Annotated in this window: 12 protein-coding genes; 11 read left to right on the forward strand and 1 reads right to left on the reverse strand. The window is 55.8% G+C overall.

Annotated elements, in window-relative coordinates; genetic code table 11:
- The first annotated feature begins 53 nt into the window (after positions 1 to 53).
- The 11 genes from E4656_RS18755 to E4656_RS18805 all read left to right on the forward strand — a co-directional run bounded on the left by E4656_RS18755 (position 54) and on the right by E4656_RS18805 (position 12594).
- Entirely contained in the window at positions 54 to 1028 is a 975-nt protein-coding gene (locus E4656_RS18755; protein WP_276605993.1) for an ABC transporter permease, read from the forward strand.
- On the forward strand, positions 1025 to 1948 hold the full coding sequence (locus E4656_RS18760) for an ABC transporter permease (RefSeq protein ID WP_135484863.1): 924 nt from the start codon (positions 1025 to 1027) through the stop codon (positions 1946 to 1948). Before E4656_RS18755 ends, E4656_RS18760 begins: the two co-directional genes overlap by 4 nt.
- Complete coding sequence (locus tag E4656_RS18765) at positions 1945 to 2916, forward strand: ABC transporter ATP-binding protein (RefSeq protein WP_135484864.1); 972 nt, start codon at positions 1945 to 1947, stop codon at positions 2914 to 2916. Before E4656_RS18760 ends, E4656_RS18765 begins: the two co-directional genes overlap by 4 nt.
- Positions 2913 to 3914 carry an ABC transporter ATP-binding protein gene (locus E4656_RS18770; RefSeq protein WP_135484865.1) on the forward strand — a complete coding sequence of 334 codons (1002 nt, stop codon included), beginning with the start codon at positions 2913 to 2915 and terminating at the stop codon, positions 3912 to 3914. Before E4656_RS18765 ends, E4656_RS18770 begins: the two co-directional genes overlap by 4 nt.
- A gap of 110 nt (positions 3915 to 4024) precedes the next feature.
- Entirely contained in the window at positions 4025 to 5470 is a 1446-nt protein-coding gene (locus tag E4656_RS18775; protein WP_167856146.1) for an ABC transporter substrate-binding protein, read from the forward strand.
- A gap of 5 nt (positions 5471 to 5475) precedes the next feature.
- Positions 5476 to 7323 carry a CocE/NonD family hydrolase gene (locus E4656_RS18780; protein WP_135484867.1) on the forward strand — a complete coding sequence of 616 codons (1848 nt, stop codon included), beginning with the start codon at positions 5476 to 5478 and terminating at the stop codon, positions 7321 to 7323.
- Between the two features lie 177 nt (positions 7324 to 7500).
- Positions 7501 to 8427: a CysB family HTH-type transcriptional regulator gene (locus E4656_RS18785; RefSeq protein WP_135484868.1), complete on the forward strand. Its 927-nt coding sequence runs from the start codon at positions 7501 to 7503 to the stop codon at positions 8425 to 8427.
- A gap of 221 nt (positions 8428 to 8648) precedes the next feature.
- Positions 8649 to 9680, forward strand: coding sequence for a sulfate ABC transporter substrate-binding protein (locus tag E4656_RS18790; RefSeq protein WP_476703739.1), 1032 nt, complete (start codon positions 8649 to 8651; stop codon positions 9678 to 9680).
- A gap of 68 nt (positions 9681 to 9748) precedes the next feature.
- Complete coding sequence (gene cysT, locus E4656_RS18795; protein WP_135484870.1) at positions 9749 to 10606, forward strand: sulfate ABC transporter permease subunit CysT; 858 nt, start codon at positions 9749 to 9751, stop codon at positions 10604 to 10606.
- Between the two features lie 9 nt (positions 10607 to 10615).
- The gene (gene cysW, locus E4656_RS18800; protein WP_135484871.1) at positions 10616 to 11506 is read left to right on the forward strand and encodes a sulfate ABC transporter permease subunit CysW; all 891 of its coding nucleotides are present in this window, start codon (positions 10616 to 10618) and stop codon (positions 11504 to 11506) included.
- Positions 11506 to 12594 carry a sulfate/molybdate ABC transporter ATP-binding protein gene (locus E4656_RS18805; RefSeq protein ID WP_135484872.1) on the forward strand — a complete coding sequence of 363 codons (1089 nt, stop codon included), beginning with the start codon at positions 11506 to 11508 and terminating at the stop codon, positions 12592 to 12594. The genes cysW and E4656_RS18805 overlap by 1 nt, the downstream gene beginning before the upstream one ends.
- 54 nt (positions 12595 to 12648) lie before the next feature.
- Here the strand turns inward: E4656_RS18805 and E4656_RS18810 are convergent, their stop codons facing one another.
- Positions 12649 to 15228 carry a winged helix-turn-helix domain-containing protein gene (locus E4656_RS18810; RefSeq protein WP_167856147.1) on the reverse strand — a complete coding sequence of 860 codons (2580 nt, stop codon included), beginning with the start codon at positions 15226 to 15228 and terminating at the stop codon, positions 12649 to 12651.
- Positions 15229 to 15234 lie beyond the last annotated feature (6 nt).

The following is a 15234-nucleotide window of genomic DNA, read 5'->3' on the forward strand; positions in this document are numbered from 1 at the left end:
TAAGCAGGACAGGATGGAATAGAAACCGTCCGAATCCGAAGGTGGGAGTAACTGTGGTTTACATTATTCGACGTCTAATGCAGGCAGTGTTCTTGGCCCTGGTCATGTCGTTCCTTGTGTTTGCCGGCATCTTCTCTGTCGGCGATCCGGTTGCCATCCTGATCGACCCCGAAGCGACACAGGCCGAGCGAGTAAGGTTGGTTGCACAGTTGGGTCTCGACCGTCCATTTCACGAGCAGTATTTCATCTTTCTCGGCAACGTATTGCAGGGAGATTTCGGCAACAGCTTTGTCTACAACAGACCCGCGCTCGAACTGATCCTTGAACGCATGCCCGCAACGCTGGAACTGGCCTTTGCTTCTATCGTCATCGCCGTGGTGTTGGGCATTCCGCTCGGTGTTTACGCCGGTCTGCGTCATGGAAGTGTCGGCAGCAAGACCATCATGGCTGGGTCCATTCTGGGCTTCAGCGTACCCAACTTCTGGCAAGCCATCATGCTGATCCTGATCTTCGCGGTCATATTGGGCTGGCTTCCGGTCTCTGGGCGGGGAGAGGTTGGCCAGTTCATGGGCATTCATTCCAGCCTGTTCACCTTGAATGGGCTCAAGCATATGGCACTCCCGGCAATCAATCTGGCCATCGGTCATTTGGCACTGGTGATCCGTCTGGCCCGCTCTGGCACCCGCGAGGTGAGAGCGCAGGACTATATCCGCTTTGCTCGGGCCAAAGGCTTGAGCGAAAAACGCATTGTCATGGTGCATCTGCTGCGCAACATCCTTATCCCAATCGTGACCCTGGTGGGTATGTCCTTTGGCGGCCTGATTGCCTTCGCTGTGGTCACTGAATCCATCTTCGCATGGCCCGGTATGGGCAAGTTGATCATTGACTCGATCCACCTCCTGGATCGTCCGGTGGTGGTCGCCTATCTGATTGTGATTGTCATGATTTTCATCATTCTGAATCTACTGGTCGATCTGCTGTATTCGCTGATTGATCCGCGTATTCGTCTGGACGAGGTGCGCCAATGACTGACGTCAATACACTGAACCCAGACCTCCTGGAAAAGAAACCGGCACCCGAGCGCCCTGTCTGGCGGGTCATTCGGGAGTTTCGCAGCAGCCATCTGGCCATGTTCGGGCTCTTTCTGCTGCTGACCATTGTGATTGCAGCGTTTCTGGCCCCATGGATCACACCGCAGAATCCTTACGATCTGCGCAGCCTCAGTATCATGGACAGCAGGCTCGCACCCGGAGAGGTCGGTTTCTCCGGATTATCCTTCTGGCTGGGCACCGATGGTCAGGGGCGGGACATGTTCTCGGCCATTCTCTATGGCTTGCGCATTTCGTTGACCGTCGGTCTGATCGCCTGCACCGTGGCGCTTTTGCTGGGCCTGACATTGGGTATGGTCGCGGCCTATTTCGGGGGTCGGATCGATACGATCGTGATGCGGCTCGTCGACCTGCATCTGTCTTTTCCTCCGATCCTGGTGGCCTTGATTCTGCTCGCTGTCCTTGGCCGTGGACTGGAGAACATCATCCTCGCATTGATCATTGTGCAATGGGCCACATTCGCCAGGATGGCTCGTGCTACGGCACTGTCAGAACGCAATCGCGAGTATGTGGAGGCTGCAAAGAGCCTGGGCCTGTCCCGCACCCGCATCCTCTTTGGCCATCTTCTTCCCAATTGCATGCCCCCACTGATGGTGTTGTACACGGTGGAAATCGCCAGTGCGATAGCGCTTGAGGCGACCCTGTCCTTCCTGGGCGTAGGCTTGCCGTCTACACAGCCAAGTCTTGGTCTGCTGATTTCCAACGGGTTCCAGTTCGTAATGTCGGGGCAGTATTGGATCAGTGTGTTTCCCGGAATCGCACTCCTGTTGCTTATCGTGGCTATCAATCTTGTAGGCGATCGCCTGCGCGATGTATTGAATCCGAGGAATATCACATGAGTTTGTTGAGTATCGATAATCTTCAGACCCATTTCTTTACCTCCGCTGGTGTTGTGAAGGCAGTGGACGGTGTCAGCTACAGCGTTGACCGGGGAGAAGTTCTGGCGGTCGTTGGTGAAAGCGGTTCCGGGAAGTCGGTTACCGGGTTGTCCGTGATGGGACTGATCGAGCCGCCGGGACGCATTGCCGGCGGGTCAATCCGTTTTGACGGTAAGGAAATCGCCAACCTGCCCCAAGCCCAAATGCGCAAACTGCGGGGCGCCCGGATCGCCATGATTTTTCAGGATCCGATGATGACCCTGAACCCGGTGCTGCGGGTCGAAACACAGATGATCGAGACGATAAAGGCTCATCGCTCCATGTCCTGGAATAAAGCCTGGGCACATTGCCGAGATGCGCTTGGACGCGTTGGTATTCCAAGCCCCGATGAGAGAATGCGTGCCTATCCGCATCAATTTTCCGGTGGGATGCGACAGCGTGTGGCCATTGCGATCGCGCTGCTGAACAAGCCGGACCTGATCATCGCGGATGAACCCACCACGGCACTGGATGTCACCATTCAGGCGCAAATCCTTCACTTGATGCAGCAGCTTGTTGAGGAGGATGGCACCGGCCTCGTCTGGATTACGCATGACCTGTCGGTAGTGGCCGGTTTCGCAGACCGCGTGGCGGTGATGTATGCCGGCGAGATTGTCGAGCAGGCCACCACCGACGGTTTGATTACTGCACCAAGACACCCTTATTCCCGGGGGCTGATCGGCTCAGTCCCCTCACGCAATGTCCGAGGGACTCGTCTCGCGCAAATACCCGGGGGGCCACCACCGCCATTGAACCGCCCTGACGGGTGTCGCTTTGCCCCCCGGTGCACCTTTCGCAAACAGGGTTGCGAGGCTGCACAGGAGATTCGCGATGACGTGCGTTGCTGGCGAGTGGCTGATTTGCCAGCGCTGGAGGAGGTATCGGCATGAACGATCTCTTGTCGCTGGACCATGTTTCCAAACGCTTTTCGAAAAAGCAGGATCTCGCCATGCGGATTGCGGCCCGGCTGGGCGCCAAAATCCAGACTCAGACCGTGCACGCAGTCGATGACGTTTGTCTGTCTGTCGCATCAAGAGAAGTGGTCGGACTGGTCGGAGAGTCCGGCTGCGGGAAGTCCACGCTTGGGCGAGTCGCCGCCGGCATTCACCCACCCAGCGAAGGGCAACTCCTTTGGCAGGGCCAACCCGCCACCAATACCCGCGAAGCGCAGCTCAAGGTTCAAATGGTGTTCCAGGATCCGATGTCGTCACTTAACCCACGCCATCGCATTGATCGCATCATTTCCGAGGCCCCGCGTTTCCATGGCCAGATCAGGGCAAGAGACGCCAGTGACTTTGCCGCCGATCTGCTGCAGAAAGTGGGCCTTGATCCCGATTTCCGTATTCGCTATCCGCACCAGTTTTCCGGTGGGCAGCGTCAGCGTATTGCGATTGCACGGGCGCTGGCCGTCAAGCCTGAAATCATCGTCGCCGACGAGGCAGTGAGCGCGCTGGATGTCTCCGTACAGGCACAGGTGCTCAATCTGTTTATGGACCTGCGTGAGCAATTGGGGCTGGCTTACCTGTTCATCAGTCACGACCTGGGTGTTGTCGAGCATATCGCAGATCGCGTCGTCATCATGTACCTGGGCCGCGTTGTGGAGTCTGCCCCGACCGAGACGCTGTTCGACAATCCACTACACCCCTATTCGCAAGCTCTTCTGGCTGAAGTGCCGCGTCTGACAACAGGAAAGCGTCGCTATCAGCCAATAAAAGGAGAGATCCCTTCACCACTCAACCCGCCAACGGGTTGTCACTTCCATCCGCGCTGCCCATTGGCGGATGGAGAATGTCGGGCCAAGCAACCTCCGCTAAGAGAGATCGCGCCCGGCCACAAAGTAGCCTGTCACAAGGTGGCAGAACCCAAACTGCAACACGGAGAACAATAACCATGGCTAAACTTTCAAAACTTGTTAGCGCTACGGCGCTGGCAGCGCTGCTCGTAAGCACTGCCGGGGCACAGTCCATAACTGCGGGGTTGACGGCTGCACCAAGCTCAATGGACCCGCATTTCGCGACCACTGGCCAGAACCAGCAATTGGCAGCGGTGATGTATGACCGGCTTATCCATATCGCCGACGATGGCAGCTTTGCGCCTGGCCTCGCCACGGATTGGGAAGTATCCGACGACCAGCTAACCTGGACTTTCAATTTGCGTGAGGACGTCACTTTCCATGACGGCAGCCCCTTTACCGCTGCGGATGTGGTCTTTACCTTTGACCGCATTCCCGAGGTACCGAACAGCCCGGCGCCCTTCACTCAGCGCCTTGCGGCCATCGACAGTGCCGAAGCGGTGGACGACTACACTTTGGTAGTCACCACATCCAGCCCGGCGCCCGGACTGCCCACTGATCTGTCCACGATCTACATCGTGTCGGAAACTGTGAATGATGCCTCAAGTGCCGACTTCGATCGCAGCATCGCATCCAATGGAACCGGCCCCTACCGTCAGGTCAGCTACAGTCCCGGCGAAAACCTGGTACTCGAGCGCAACGATGACTACTGGGGCGATTTGCCTGATTTTGAGCAGGTCACCATTCGGTTCCTGGACAATTCGGCGAGCCGCGTGGCCTCGATTCAGGCTGGTGAAGTCGATTTCATCGACTCCGTGCCACCCAATGATCTGGACCGTCTGCGCGAACTCAACGATGTGACGGTCGTTTCGGCACCGTCGGCCCGCATGCTCTATATGGGCGTAGATCAGCTCGAGGATACGACCGTTCAGATTGATCCTTCTGTCGGCAATCCGTTTCTTGACCACCGTGTTCGTGAGGCTTTGAGTCTTGCCATCAATCGCGAGGCGCTGGTTGATCGTATTCAATTCGGTTCCGGCCTGCCCGCCAACCAGTTCCCGCCCGAAGGCATCTTTGGTCACAACCCGGACATTCCGGAATTCGAGTATGACCCCGAGCGTGCCCGTGAATTGCTGGCTGAGGCAGGTTATGAAGATGGCTGGGCAATGGCCATACACGGACCAACGGGACGCTACGTGAATGATACGGAAGTGCTGTTGGCCATCGGCCAGATGTGGTCTCAGATCGGGATAGATGTTGACGTGGTATCAGTGCCAGCCAATGTCTATTTCGGGCGAGCAACTGACCGGGAATTTTCGTCTTTCATGGTGGCCTTCGGCATTACCACGGGTGAAAGCTCTCTGGCGTACCGCAATGTACTGGCGACCGTCGATGATGATCGTGGATGGGGGTCTAATAACCGTTTCCGTTACTCGAACGAAGAATTCGATGCTGCACTCGAAAGTGCATTCGATGCGTTTGAAGATGCTGATCGCGAAGCGGCCCTGCAAGAGGCTGCGCGTATCGCGGCTGAAGACATAGCGCTGATCCCGCTCTACTGGGAAGGTAACAACTGGGCAGTCAATGGAGACCTGGACTTCACACCCAGCCCGGACGGACGCTCTCTCGTAACCAACCTCAGCACTCGGTAACGTTGATGTCCATAGCCGGTCGAACATCTCATGACACTAGCCTTCGCGATTTCATGGTGCCGATGCGTGACGGTGTTCGGCTGGCAACGGACATATTCTTCCCGGATGATACATCCGGGGGACCATGGCCGGTTATCCTGGAGCGAACGCCCTACGACAAGAGAGTCCCCAGAGCCAACGAATACACTGTCGCTCATCCAGGAGTGTTCGGTCGCGAAGAATTGGTGAAGTTCTTCACTGAAGTTGGTTTTGTTGTGGTCCTTCAGGACTGCCGGGGTCGATATGGCTCCGAAGGGCATTTCGTGAAGTACCGCAGCGAGGCAGAGGACGGCTTCGATACCATTGCCTGGATAGCCGAGCAGCCCTGGTGTGATGGGCAGGTTGGTAGCATGGGTCTGTCTTATTCCGCACACACCCAGTTGGCTGCGGCCTGCCTCAATCCACCGGCCCTGGCCGCCATGATTTGTGATTGCGGTGGCTTTTCCAATGCCTACCAGGGCGGTATCCGCTATGGCGGGGCGCTGGAAATGAAACAGGTCACCTGGGCCTATCGTCACGCATTGCGTTCACGTGCAGCAGCGGATGACCCTGTCATCAGGTCTGCACTGGAGGCAATGGATTTGCGGGAGTGGATCAAGCGGATGCCCTGGAAACGCGGCTATTCACCGCTTTCGCCCACGCCGGACTACGAAAATTTCCTGTTTGAGCAGTGGGAACACGGCAAGTTCGATGACTACTGGAAAATACCCGCCCTGTACGCAACGGGCTGGCATCAACAGATGCGGGCTGTGCCCAGTGTGCACCTTTCGGGTTGGTACGACCCTTACGCGTCTTCTGCTGCAGAGAACTTCAACGGTCTTCACGAAGCAGGGCACGACGTCAGCCTGATACTGGGGCCCTGGACGCACGGCAATCGATCGAGCAGCTTTGCCGGTGATGTGGATTTCGGTGATGAGGCCACTTTTGAAGCTGGCCTGGGCATGGATTTCGTGCGCTTCCGCATCGACCTGTTTCGTCACCATTTCAAAGGCTCAGCTTCACCGTTGGCGTCTCGTGTTAACTATTTTGTTATGGGAGGCGGTGATGGAAGGCGCAATGAGCAGGGACGCCTGAACCATGGCGGTCGGTGGCATTTTTCTGAACATTGGCCACCGGAGCAAGCAACCCCTGTCGAACTGTATCTCGGGCCGGAGGGCTCTCTTTCTGCCGAACCTGCAGCGATCGATAGCGTGGAGCGCTATAACTTCGACCCAGAGGATCCAGTACCAACGATTGGCGGGCCGATTACCTCGGGTGCACCACTCATGTTCGGCGGGGCATTTGATCAGAGAGAAAATTCTGATGCCTTTGGTGCAAAGGCTGGTGATTTGCCACTTGCGAGTCGTCCTGATGTGCTGGTATTCGAAACCGCACCGTTGGAAAAAGCGGTTACTTTGGTGGGTAATGTGTCCGTTACGTTGTTTGTAAGTTCCGATCGGCCAACGACGGACTTCACTGCAAAGTTGGTTGATGTCCACCCCGCCAACGAAGACTATCCGGAGGGCTATGGCATGAACCTGACCGACGGCATTCTGCGCGCCTGCTACCGTGACGGTTTTGAAGAGGCCCGCCCGATTCCGCCAGGTGAGATAGTAGAACTGACTATTCGGCTCTACCCAACCGCAAATCGCTTCGAAGTGGGTCACCGCATCAGGCTTGAAATATCATCCTCGAACTTTCCCCGTTTCGATGTCAATCCGAACTTCGAGGCAGGAGACGACTTGAGCCCCATCAGGTTGCGAGCAATCAATGCCGTACATTCGGGACCGCAGCACCCATCCAGGATTGAGACTTGCCTGTTGGTGGAAGACTGAACAGTGCAGTTGCGACATGCGCGAAACGGGCACATCAACTGATCCATAGAACCGTTGCAGTGCAGAGTTTGATTCAACTCATAGAAGGCACGTCGATAACCATAGTCAAAAATAATATTTATAGATATAAGAAAACAAATTTATATTCTTTTTGATAATTAAAAATGGTTTTCTTCTATGAATCTCCAGCAACTCCGCATTGTTCGAGAAACCGCGCGCCGTCAGTTCAACCTGACGGCCGTGTCAGCCTCTTTGTTTACTTCTCAATCAGGGGTCAGCAAACACCTTCGGGACTTGGAGAATGAACTGGGCGTCGTGCTTTTTGAACGGCGAGGTAAAAGACTAATGGGCCTAACGGAGCCTGGCGAGGTAGTCTTGCAGTCTGTAGAACGTATCTTGTCAGAAATAGACACCATCAAGCAATCTTCCCAGCAATTTGCGCACAGTGACAGTGGCACCTTGCGTATTGCTACCACCCACACACAGGCACGCTACGCACTGCCAAAAGTGCTCAAGGCGTTCCAGATCAAGTTTCCAAAAGTGCGACTGGAACTGCACCAGTGCAGCCCCGACGAAATTGTCACCATGCTCAAAACCGGTGATGTTGATGTCGGCATTGCCACCGAGGCGTTGTTGTCGAACGCCAGCACCTTTGCTTGCTTTCCTTTTTATAGCTGGCACCACAGTGTCATTGTGCCCAAGGGCCACTCGCTGGACATCGCCGTACCGCTGACGCTGGAAGCGCTGGTACAACACCCCATCATTACCTACCACAGCGGATACACTGGTCGAGCCAATATCGACGAAGCGTTTCGCAAGGCCGGACTGAAGCCTGAAATTGCCATGTCGGCGGTAGACGCCGACGTGATTAAAACCTATGTTGAGCTTGGGCTTGGAGCCGGCATCATTGCCTCCGTCGCTTTCGATCCGCAACGCGACACCGAACTTCGACTGCTGTCTGGAAATTCACTTTTCCCCAGCAACACCACGCTACTGGCTATTCGCCGCAATGGGTTTTTGCGCAGCTATCTCTATGACTTTTTGCAGCTTTGCAGTCCGGAACTCAAGCGGGCCGAAGTGAACCATGCATTAATCAGCAATTAGGGGTTGATTGATTGGCAAAGATCAATCAAATGAGGTGCTTTGTTTTTATGACTGGGCGTGTCCATGACATGCAATGCAACAGTTGATAGCTTGAACTTAATATTCTTTATTGAGATAACAATTCCTTTTTTAATTCGTTCTTATGCTTAAAACAATCTCCTAGTATTCGTTCTCAGAGCAGTTGCTCGAACGAAAACTAACCTTTAATGGAGATTGAAACAGTGTCTACTCTCACCACTCGGTTCAAACACTTGACTGCTCTCGGCTTGGTAGCCTTGTCACTGGGCGCGTTTTCCGCGCAAGCACAAACAGTCAACCTGCTGAATGTATCCTATGACCCCACGCGTGAACTGTATCGCGAATACAATGAGTGGTTTGCGCAACAATGGCGTGACGAACATGGTCAGAGTGTCAATATACGCCAGTCTCATGGTGGTTCCGGCTCACAGGCTCGCTCAGTGATTGACGGTCTGGATGCCGATGTCGTCACACTGGCACTGGCCTATGATGTTGACGCGTTGCGCCAACGTGCGGACCTTATTCCTGCCGATTGGCAAGAGCGTCTGCCTGGCAACAGCTCGCCCTACACATCTACCATCGTACTGTTGGTGCGCGCCGGCAACCCAAAGAACATCCAGGATTGGGACGACTTGGTACGTGATGACGTTCAAGTGATCACTCCCAACCCCAAGACCTCTGGTGGTGCGCGCTGGAACTACTTGGCAGCCTGGGGCTATGCGTTGGAAGAATACGGTTCAGAAGAAGCCGCCTTCGAGTTCGTTGAGAAAGTCTTCGCTAACGTCCCAGTGCTTGACCCGGCAGCCCGCGGTGCAACCAATACGTTCGTGCAGCGCGGTATTGGTGATGTGTTTATTTCGTGGGAAAACGAGGCCTTCCTTGCGGTAGAGCAACTCGGTCGTGGCCAATTCGAGATCGTGGTTCCGTCGGTCAGTATCCTGGCTGAGCCCCCTGTGACGGTCGTTGACGCCAACGTTGACCGCAAAGGAACGCGCGCCGTCGCGGAGGCCTATCTGGAAGGTCTGTACACCGATGATGCACAGCGTCTGGCGGGCAAACACTTTTACCGACCTTCCAACCCGGATATAGCAGCTGAGTTCAGTGATCAGTTCCCGGACGTAAACTTCTTCGGTATCGATGATGTCTTCGGTGGTTGGGACAAGGCTCAGAACGACCATTTCAATGACGGTGGCCATTTCGACACCATCCTGGAAAACATTGCTCGCAATCGTTAAGCCCTTTCATCGCTGCGAAACACTCCGGTCACAGGCCGGAGTGTTTTGTCCTTGGAGACCATAACAGTATGACCACCTTGGCCCCCTCAAGCTTTCTGAGATCCAGTCGTTCGCGCAATGTGATACCCGGATTTGGCATCACTATGGGGTTTTCACTGCTCTACATCACCTTTCTGTTCTTGATCCCGGTCGGCGGATTGCTGCTGTTCACCATGACTCAATCTTGGGATCAGTTCTGGCGAGCCATCAGCCACCCGCAGGTGGTGGCGTCCTACCGGCTTTCATTTGGCGCCTCACTGATCGGTGCCACTATCAATCTGGTTTTCGGGCTTCTGGTGTCATGGGTTTTGGTGCGTTACCAATTTCCCTTTAAACGCCTTGTGGACGCACTGATCGACTTGCCGTTTGCCTTGCCCACAGCAGTTGCAGGCATTGCTCTGGTAACGCTCTACGCATCTACCGGTTGGGTAGGGCAGTATTTCCATGTCTACGGGATTCGCATTGCATACACCCAAATAGGCGTAGTGATCGCTTTGACCTACATAGGCCTGCCTTTCGTGGTGCGCACGGTGCAACCAGTGTTGGAGGATCTCGAATCCGAGCTCGAAGAAGCTTCTGCTGCACTCGGTGCGAGCCGGCTCACGACCATTCGCCGCGTCATTCTCCCCGCCCTGATGCCCGCTTTGCTCACCGGTTATGCCCTGGCTTTTGCGCGAGCGCTCGGTGAATACGGTTCCGTGGTGTTTATTTCCGGCAACTTGCCCTACCTCACAGAAATAACACCTCTGTTGATTGTCGCCAAGGCAGAACAATACGACTACCAGGGTGCCGCCGCCATTGGAACGGTGATGTTGCTGGCTGCGTTTGTGATGTTACTTGTCATCAACGGATTGCAGTGGTGGTCTACCCGCCGCTTTTCGCATTAGGAGTATCTTATGTCTGAACTGAATACATCGGCACAGGCGACACCGGTGCAACTGAATAGAGCCGCCGAGTGGCAGCGTGCGACCGAGGAGCCAGAATGGGTAAGGCGCTCGCTGATAGGCATCGCCCTGGCCTTTCTTTCCGCGTTTCTGATTCTTCCGTTACTGGTTGTACTTGTGGGCGCTTTCGAGCAGGGGCTGGGTGTCTGGTACGCCGCTGTGACGGAACCAGACGCGCGCTCCGCCATCCGTCTTACCTTATTGGTCGTGGCGATCGTGGTCCCTATCAACGTGGTGTTTGGCGTTACCGTGGCGTGGGCCGTGGCGAAGTTCGAGTTTCACGGCAAACCCTTTCTGATTTCATTGATCGACATGCCGTTTGCGATCTCACCGGTTGTAGTGGGGTTGATCTTTGTCATCCTTTTCGGTTCCCAAGGCTGGCTGGGTAACTGGCTCAGTGCGCACGACCTGCAAATCATTTTCGCGGTTCCTGGCATTGTCGTCGTTATCGCCTTTGGCACCATGCCGTTCATAGCACGTGAACTGATTCCCTTGATGCAAGAGCAAGGGAAACAGGAGGAAGAGGCTTCGCTCACACTGGGAGCCAGTGGCCTCAAAACGTTCTGGTATGTGACCTTGCCGAATGTCAAATGGGGGCTGATCTACGGCATTATTTTGTGTAATGCGCGGGCCATGGGCGAATTCGGTGCCGTGGCTATTGTGTCTGGCCGTATTCGTGGCGAAACGAACACCATGCCGCTGCACATTGAGGTGCTTTACAACGAATACATGTTTACGGCGGCCTTCGCCGTGTCATCAATTTTAACCGGTTTGGCCCTGGTTACCATTGCCATCAAGAGCACGGTGGAGTGGCTGGAACAACGCACAGGAGTGACAGCATAATGAGTATACGTGTCGATCGTATCAACAAACGTTTTAATGATTTCATTGCCGTGGACAACGTTTCTCTGGACCTGCCAGAGGGTCAACTTACCGCGTTGCTGGGCCCATCCGGTTCCGGCAAAACAACGTTGCTGCGTATTATTGCCGGCTTGGAGCAAGCGGATTCTGGGCATATCGAGTTTCATGGCCAGGACCAGACGCATGAACATGTCAGCGATCGCGGTGTAGGCTTTGTGTTTCAACACTATGCGCTATTCAAGCACATGACCGTGTTCGAAAACGTCGCCTATGGGTTGACCGTCAAGCCACGTCGCGAGCGGCCAAGTAAAGAGGCCATTCGCAAGAAAGTAATGAATTTGCTGGAACTGGTGCAACTGGACTGGACGGCCCACCGATACCCCGCACAGCTTTCCGGTGGTCAGCGTCAACGCATTGCCCTGGCTCGAGCCCTGGCAGTTGAACCCAAAGTATTGTTGTTAGACGAGCCCTTTGGTGCATTGGATGCCAAAGTACGCGCTGAGTTGCGGCGTTGGCTGCGTCGACTGCACGACGAAATACATGTCACCAGTGTGTTCGTTACTCATGACCAGGAAGAAGCCCTGGAAGTGTCCGATCGCGTCGTGGTCATGAACAATGGTCGAGTAGAGCAAGAGGGTACGCCGGAAGAAGTGTACGACCACCCTGCCAACCCCTTTGTATATCGCTTTCTGGGTAACGTGAACCTGTTTCATGCACGCGTTCATGAAGGTACTGCAACCATCGGTGATCTGAGTGTGCCCGTGCCCGAACATCATGACAGCCAGGAGCAGGATGCACTCGCCTACATTCGCCCGCACGAAATCGAAGTGCTGGCCAGTAATGAATCCGGGGATGCAATCCATGCCATAGTCAAATCGATACTGGTTATTGGTCCTTCTGTTCGACTTGAGCTGCAAACAGAGCATTCGAAGGAGCTTATTCAGGCAGAGATGTCGAAACATCAGTTCCGTGGCCTTGGACTGCTGCAAGGCGATGAGGCTTGGCTTAGGCCCATGCAGAGTAAGGTATTTTTACAAGAAGATGAGGCGCCGGCGGTTTCGGGCTCTTGAGTATCGAAAAAGTGCAAGCTCTGGCCGAACTGCTGCAGATACCAATGTACTGTTCTAAAGCAGGCCAAGTTCGCGCGCCCTGGCGATCGCTTCGGTGCGGCGCTGCACGTTGAGTTTTTCATAGATGGATTTGTTGTGGCCCTTGATGGTGCTCAGGGCTCGGTGCAGCCGTTCGCTGATTTCCTGATTCGACAACCCTTCGGCGACCAGGCGCAGCACTTCCAGTTCGCGCTTGCTGATGGGCTCGGCAAGCGCCGGCTGGTTGGTTTTCGATTCAGGCACCCTGGGCTGGCTGAACAGAGTTAACAGGGTTTGCACAAAAGCCGGGGCGACCTGGTCTGTGCCTGGTTGACTCTGAGCCGCTTTCAGCAGGGCCTCCATGGGTGCGCCTTCGTCCAGAAACACGCGCAAGGCTTTCTCGGGTTCGACCAGATCTATGGCTGGCGCGAGATGGTTCAAGGCCGCTGGCGCATCCCCGGCAGCGTGACTCACCAGGGCCCGAGACAGATGTTGGAGCAGCCGGTCCACATGCGTGACAGGCGGCGCGGTATCGGAGGCCAGCAGGGCCTCGGCTTCTGCGATATCTCTCCTGGCCAGACAGACGACGACGCGATAATGCGTCTGCGGGTGCAGTTTGGCCCAGTGCTCTGCCTGGACCGGGTTGTTTTGTTGCAGCGCCAGCCGCGTGCGCAGGCTCGCCAGGTAGGGGCGCTGCAAATCATAGCCATTTTGCACAATAGTCCTTTCGAGCCGTTTCAGCCGTTCATCGACGGCCGGGACGTCACCTTGTGCCAGGGCTATCTGGGCCATGAACAATTCACAGTAGGCGGCGCGGTCGGTATGAAGGATCTTCTGTGCCATGGGCAGCGCCAGGTTGGCGTATTCCCGGGCTTTTTCCAATTCGTTCCAATGATAGTGCACTATGCCCAGCGCCAGGAACGCATCGCAAAGGGGCGGAGGTGGGGTGTCGCCGGCCTGTTCAAGGGCCTCCTGGCAGATATGGGCGACCTGATGGAACTTGAGGTTGTCCAGCCAGATCATGGCCAGACCCAGGCGACACATATTGCCGATAATGACGTGTCCGGTTTGATCACAGACGGCAAGGCTTTCCGAATAAGCCTGTTCTGCAAGGTCAGGCTCGCGGCGTAGCGAATGCGCATAACCGGAGGCCCAGGTGACAGAGGCGCGCACCGCCAGGTTGTCGGGTTTCAGGTGCTTCAGGGCAATGTTGGCCTGGATCAGTATGGCGTCGTGATCGTGCCGGGTGACGGCAACAGAAGCTCTGATGGACGCGATACGGCCCAGTATCTCGGGGTCGACGCTGTCCGGGGGCAGTTGCTGCAGTGCGCGCTCGGCGTGGTCGGTCTTTTCCACCACCCCGTCAACACGCCCGAGGACCAGCAATGAAGACCCCCAATTCACCCACAAGTCTGGGTGGCGATTCATGACGTCCGGTGACAAGGTTTCGAGCCAGCCTATGATGGGGAACACGCCGCCACGAAACTGCAGTGGCATGATGCCGCCGCCAATGATCTGCAGTGCGAGTTCGTAGTCTTCAGCGGCCGCAGCATGTTCAAACGCTTCCACTTCCAGTCCTTGCTGCAAAAACCAGCGGCTGGCCGCAACATGACGTTGACGCACACTCTCGGGGGACTGCTGCTGCAGGCGTTTACGCAACAGGTCGGCAAACAGGTGATGGTATCTGAACCACTGTCGCTCGGCGTCCAGAGGAACAATGAACAGGTTGGCGCGCTCAATGAAGTCCAGGGTTTTCTGGCTGGACTTGTCCCGGTGAGCATCGTCACCCGAGTCCATAACCGCATCGCACAGGGGTGCGCAGAAACGCTTCAGGACCGCAGTGCAGAGCAGAAAATTCTGCATGGAAGCGGGTTGCTTCAGCAGCACGTCTTCCAGCAGGTACTCAACGATGAACTGATGTCCATGCTCGATCTGGGCAAGCAGGTCGTCGAGACCGACCTGACCTTGCAGCGACAGGGCCGCGAGCTGCAGCCCGGCAATCCAGCCTTCAGTGCTTCTTTCCAGTGCTGCTATACCCTGGGTCGGTATGTTCAACCGCATCATCTGGTTCAGGAAAAGAGTAATTTCTTCGGTGTTGAAACGCAGGTCGGCCGTCCTGAATTCAGTCAGATCGCCTTTGGCTCTCAGTCTGGCCAGTGCCAGCCTGGGCTCCTCTCGGGTCGTGATGACGAGGCGCACCGTGTCGGGCAGGTACTCAACCAGGTTGGTGAGCAGCGGATTCGTAGCTTCCGACTGGGCGCAGTGCAAATCATCCAGCACCAGGATGATGGTGTCTTCCAGATCGTGCAATTCGTTGATCAATTCGGTGGCCACAACATCGAGGGGCGGTGGCTGTGGCCCCTGCAGGGCCGCCATCATGCGCTCACCAAACCGGGGCTGCACCGTCTGTACGGCCGCAATCAGATACACCAGCAGCCGGTAGGGGTCTTTATCGTTATCATCCAGGGAGAGCCACGCCACCGCCTGACCCTGGTCGGCCAGCCAACTGCTGACCAGCGTGGTTTTGCCAAACCCTGCAGGGGCGGACATCAGGGTCAGCTTGCCTTCACGCCCGGCGCGAATGCGGTCCAGCAGGCGAGGACGACGGATCACCATCGCCTT

The sequence above is a fragment of the Natronospirillum operosum genome (assembly GCF_004768465.1).
GTDB lineage: Bacteria > Pseudomonadota > Gammaproteobacteria > Pseudomonadales > Natronospirillaceae > Natronospirillum > Natronospirillum operosum.

Excerpts from the sequence above, each read along its gene's own strand:
- E4656_RS18770 (WP_135484865.1), top strand. The coding sequence starts at position 2,913 with ATGAACGATCTCTTGTCGCTGGACCATGTTTCCAAACGCTTTTCGAAA.
- E4656_RS18765 (WP_135484864.1), top strand. The coding sequence starts at position 1,945 with ATGAGTTTGTTGAGTATCGATAATCTTCAGACCCATTTCTTTACCTCC.
- E4656_RS18805 (WP_135484872.1), top strand. The coding sequence starts at position 11,506 with ATGAGTATACGTGTCGATCGTATCAACAAACGTTTTAATGATTTCATT.
- E4656_RS18760 (WP_135484863.1), top strand. The coding sequence starts at position 1,025 with ATGACTGACGTCAATACACTGAACCCAGACCTCCTGGAAAAGAAACCG.
- E4656_RS18785 (WP_135484868.1), top strand. The coding sequence starts at position 7,501 with ATGAATCTCCAGCAACTCCGCATTGTTCGAGAAACCGCGCGCCGTCAG.
- E4656_RS18780 (WP_135484867.1), top strand. The coding sequence starts at position 5,476 with ATGTCCATAGCCGGTCGAACATCTCATGACACTAGCCTTCGCGATTTC.
- cysW (WP_135484871.1), top strand. The coding sequence starts at position 10,616 with ATGTCTGAACTGAATACATCGGCACAGGCGACACCGGTGCAACTGAAT.
- cysT (WP_135484870.1), top strand. The coding sequence starts at position 9,749 with ATGACCACCTTGGCCCCCTCAAGCTTTCTGAGATCCAGTCGTTCGCGC.
- E4656_RS18810 (WP_167856147.1), bottom strand. The coding sequence starts at position 15,228 with ATGGTGATCCGTCGTCCTCGCCTGCTGGACCGCATTCGCGCCGGGCGT.
- E4656_RS18775 (WP_167856146.1), top strand. The coding sequence starts at position 4,025 with ATGGACCCGCATTTCGCGACCACTGGCCAGAACCAGCAATTGGCAGCG.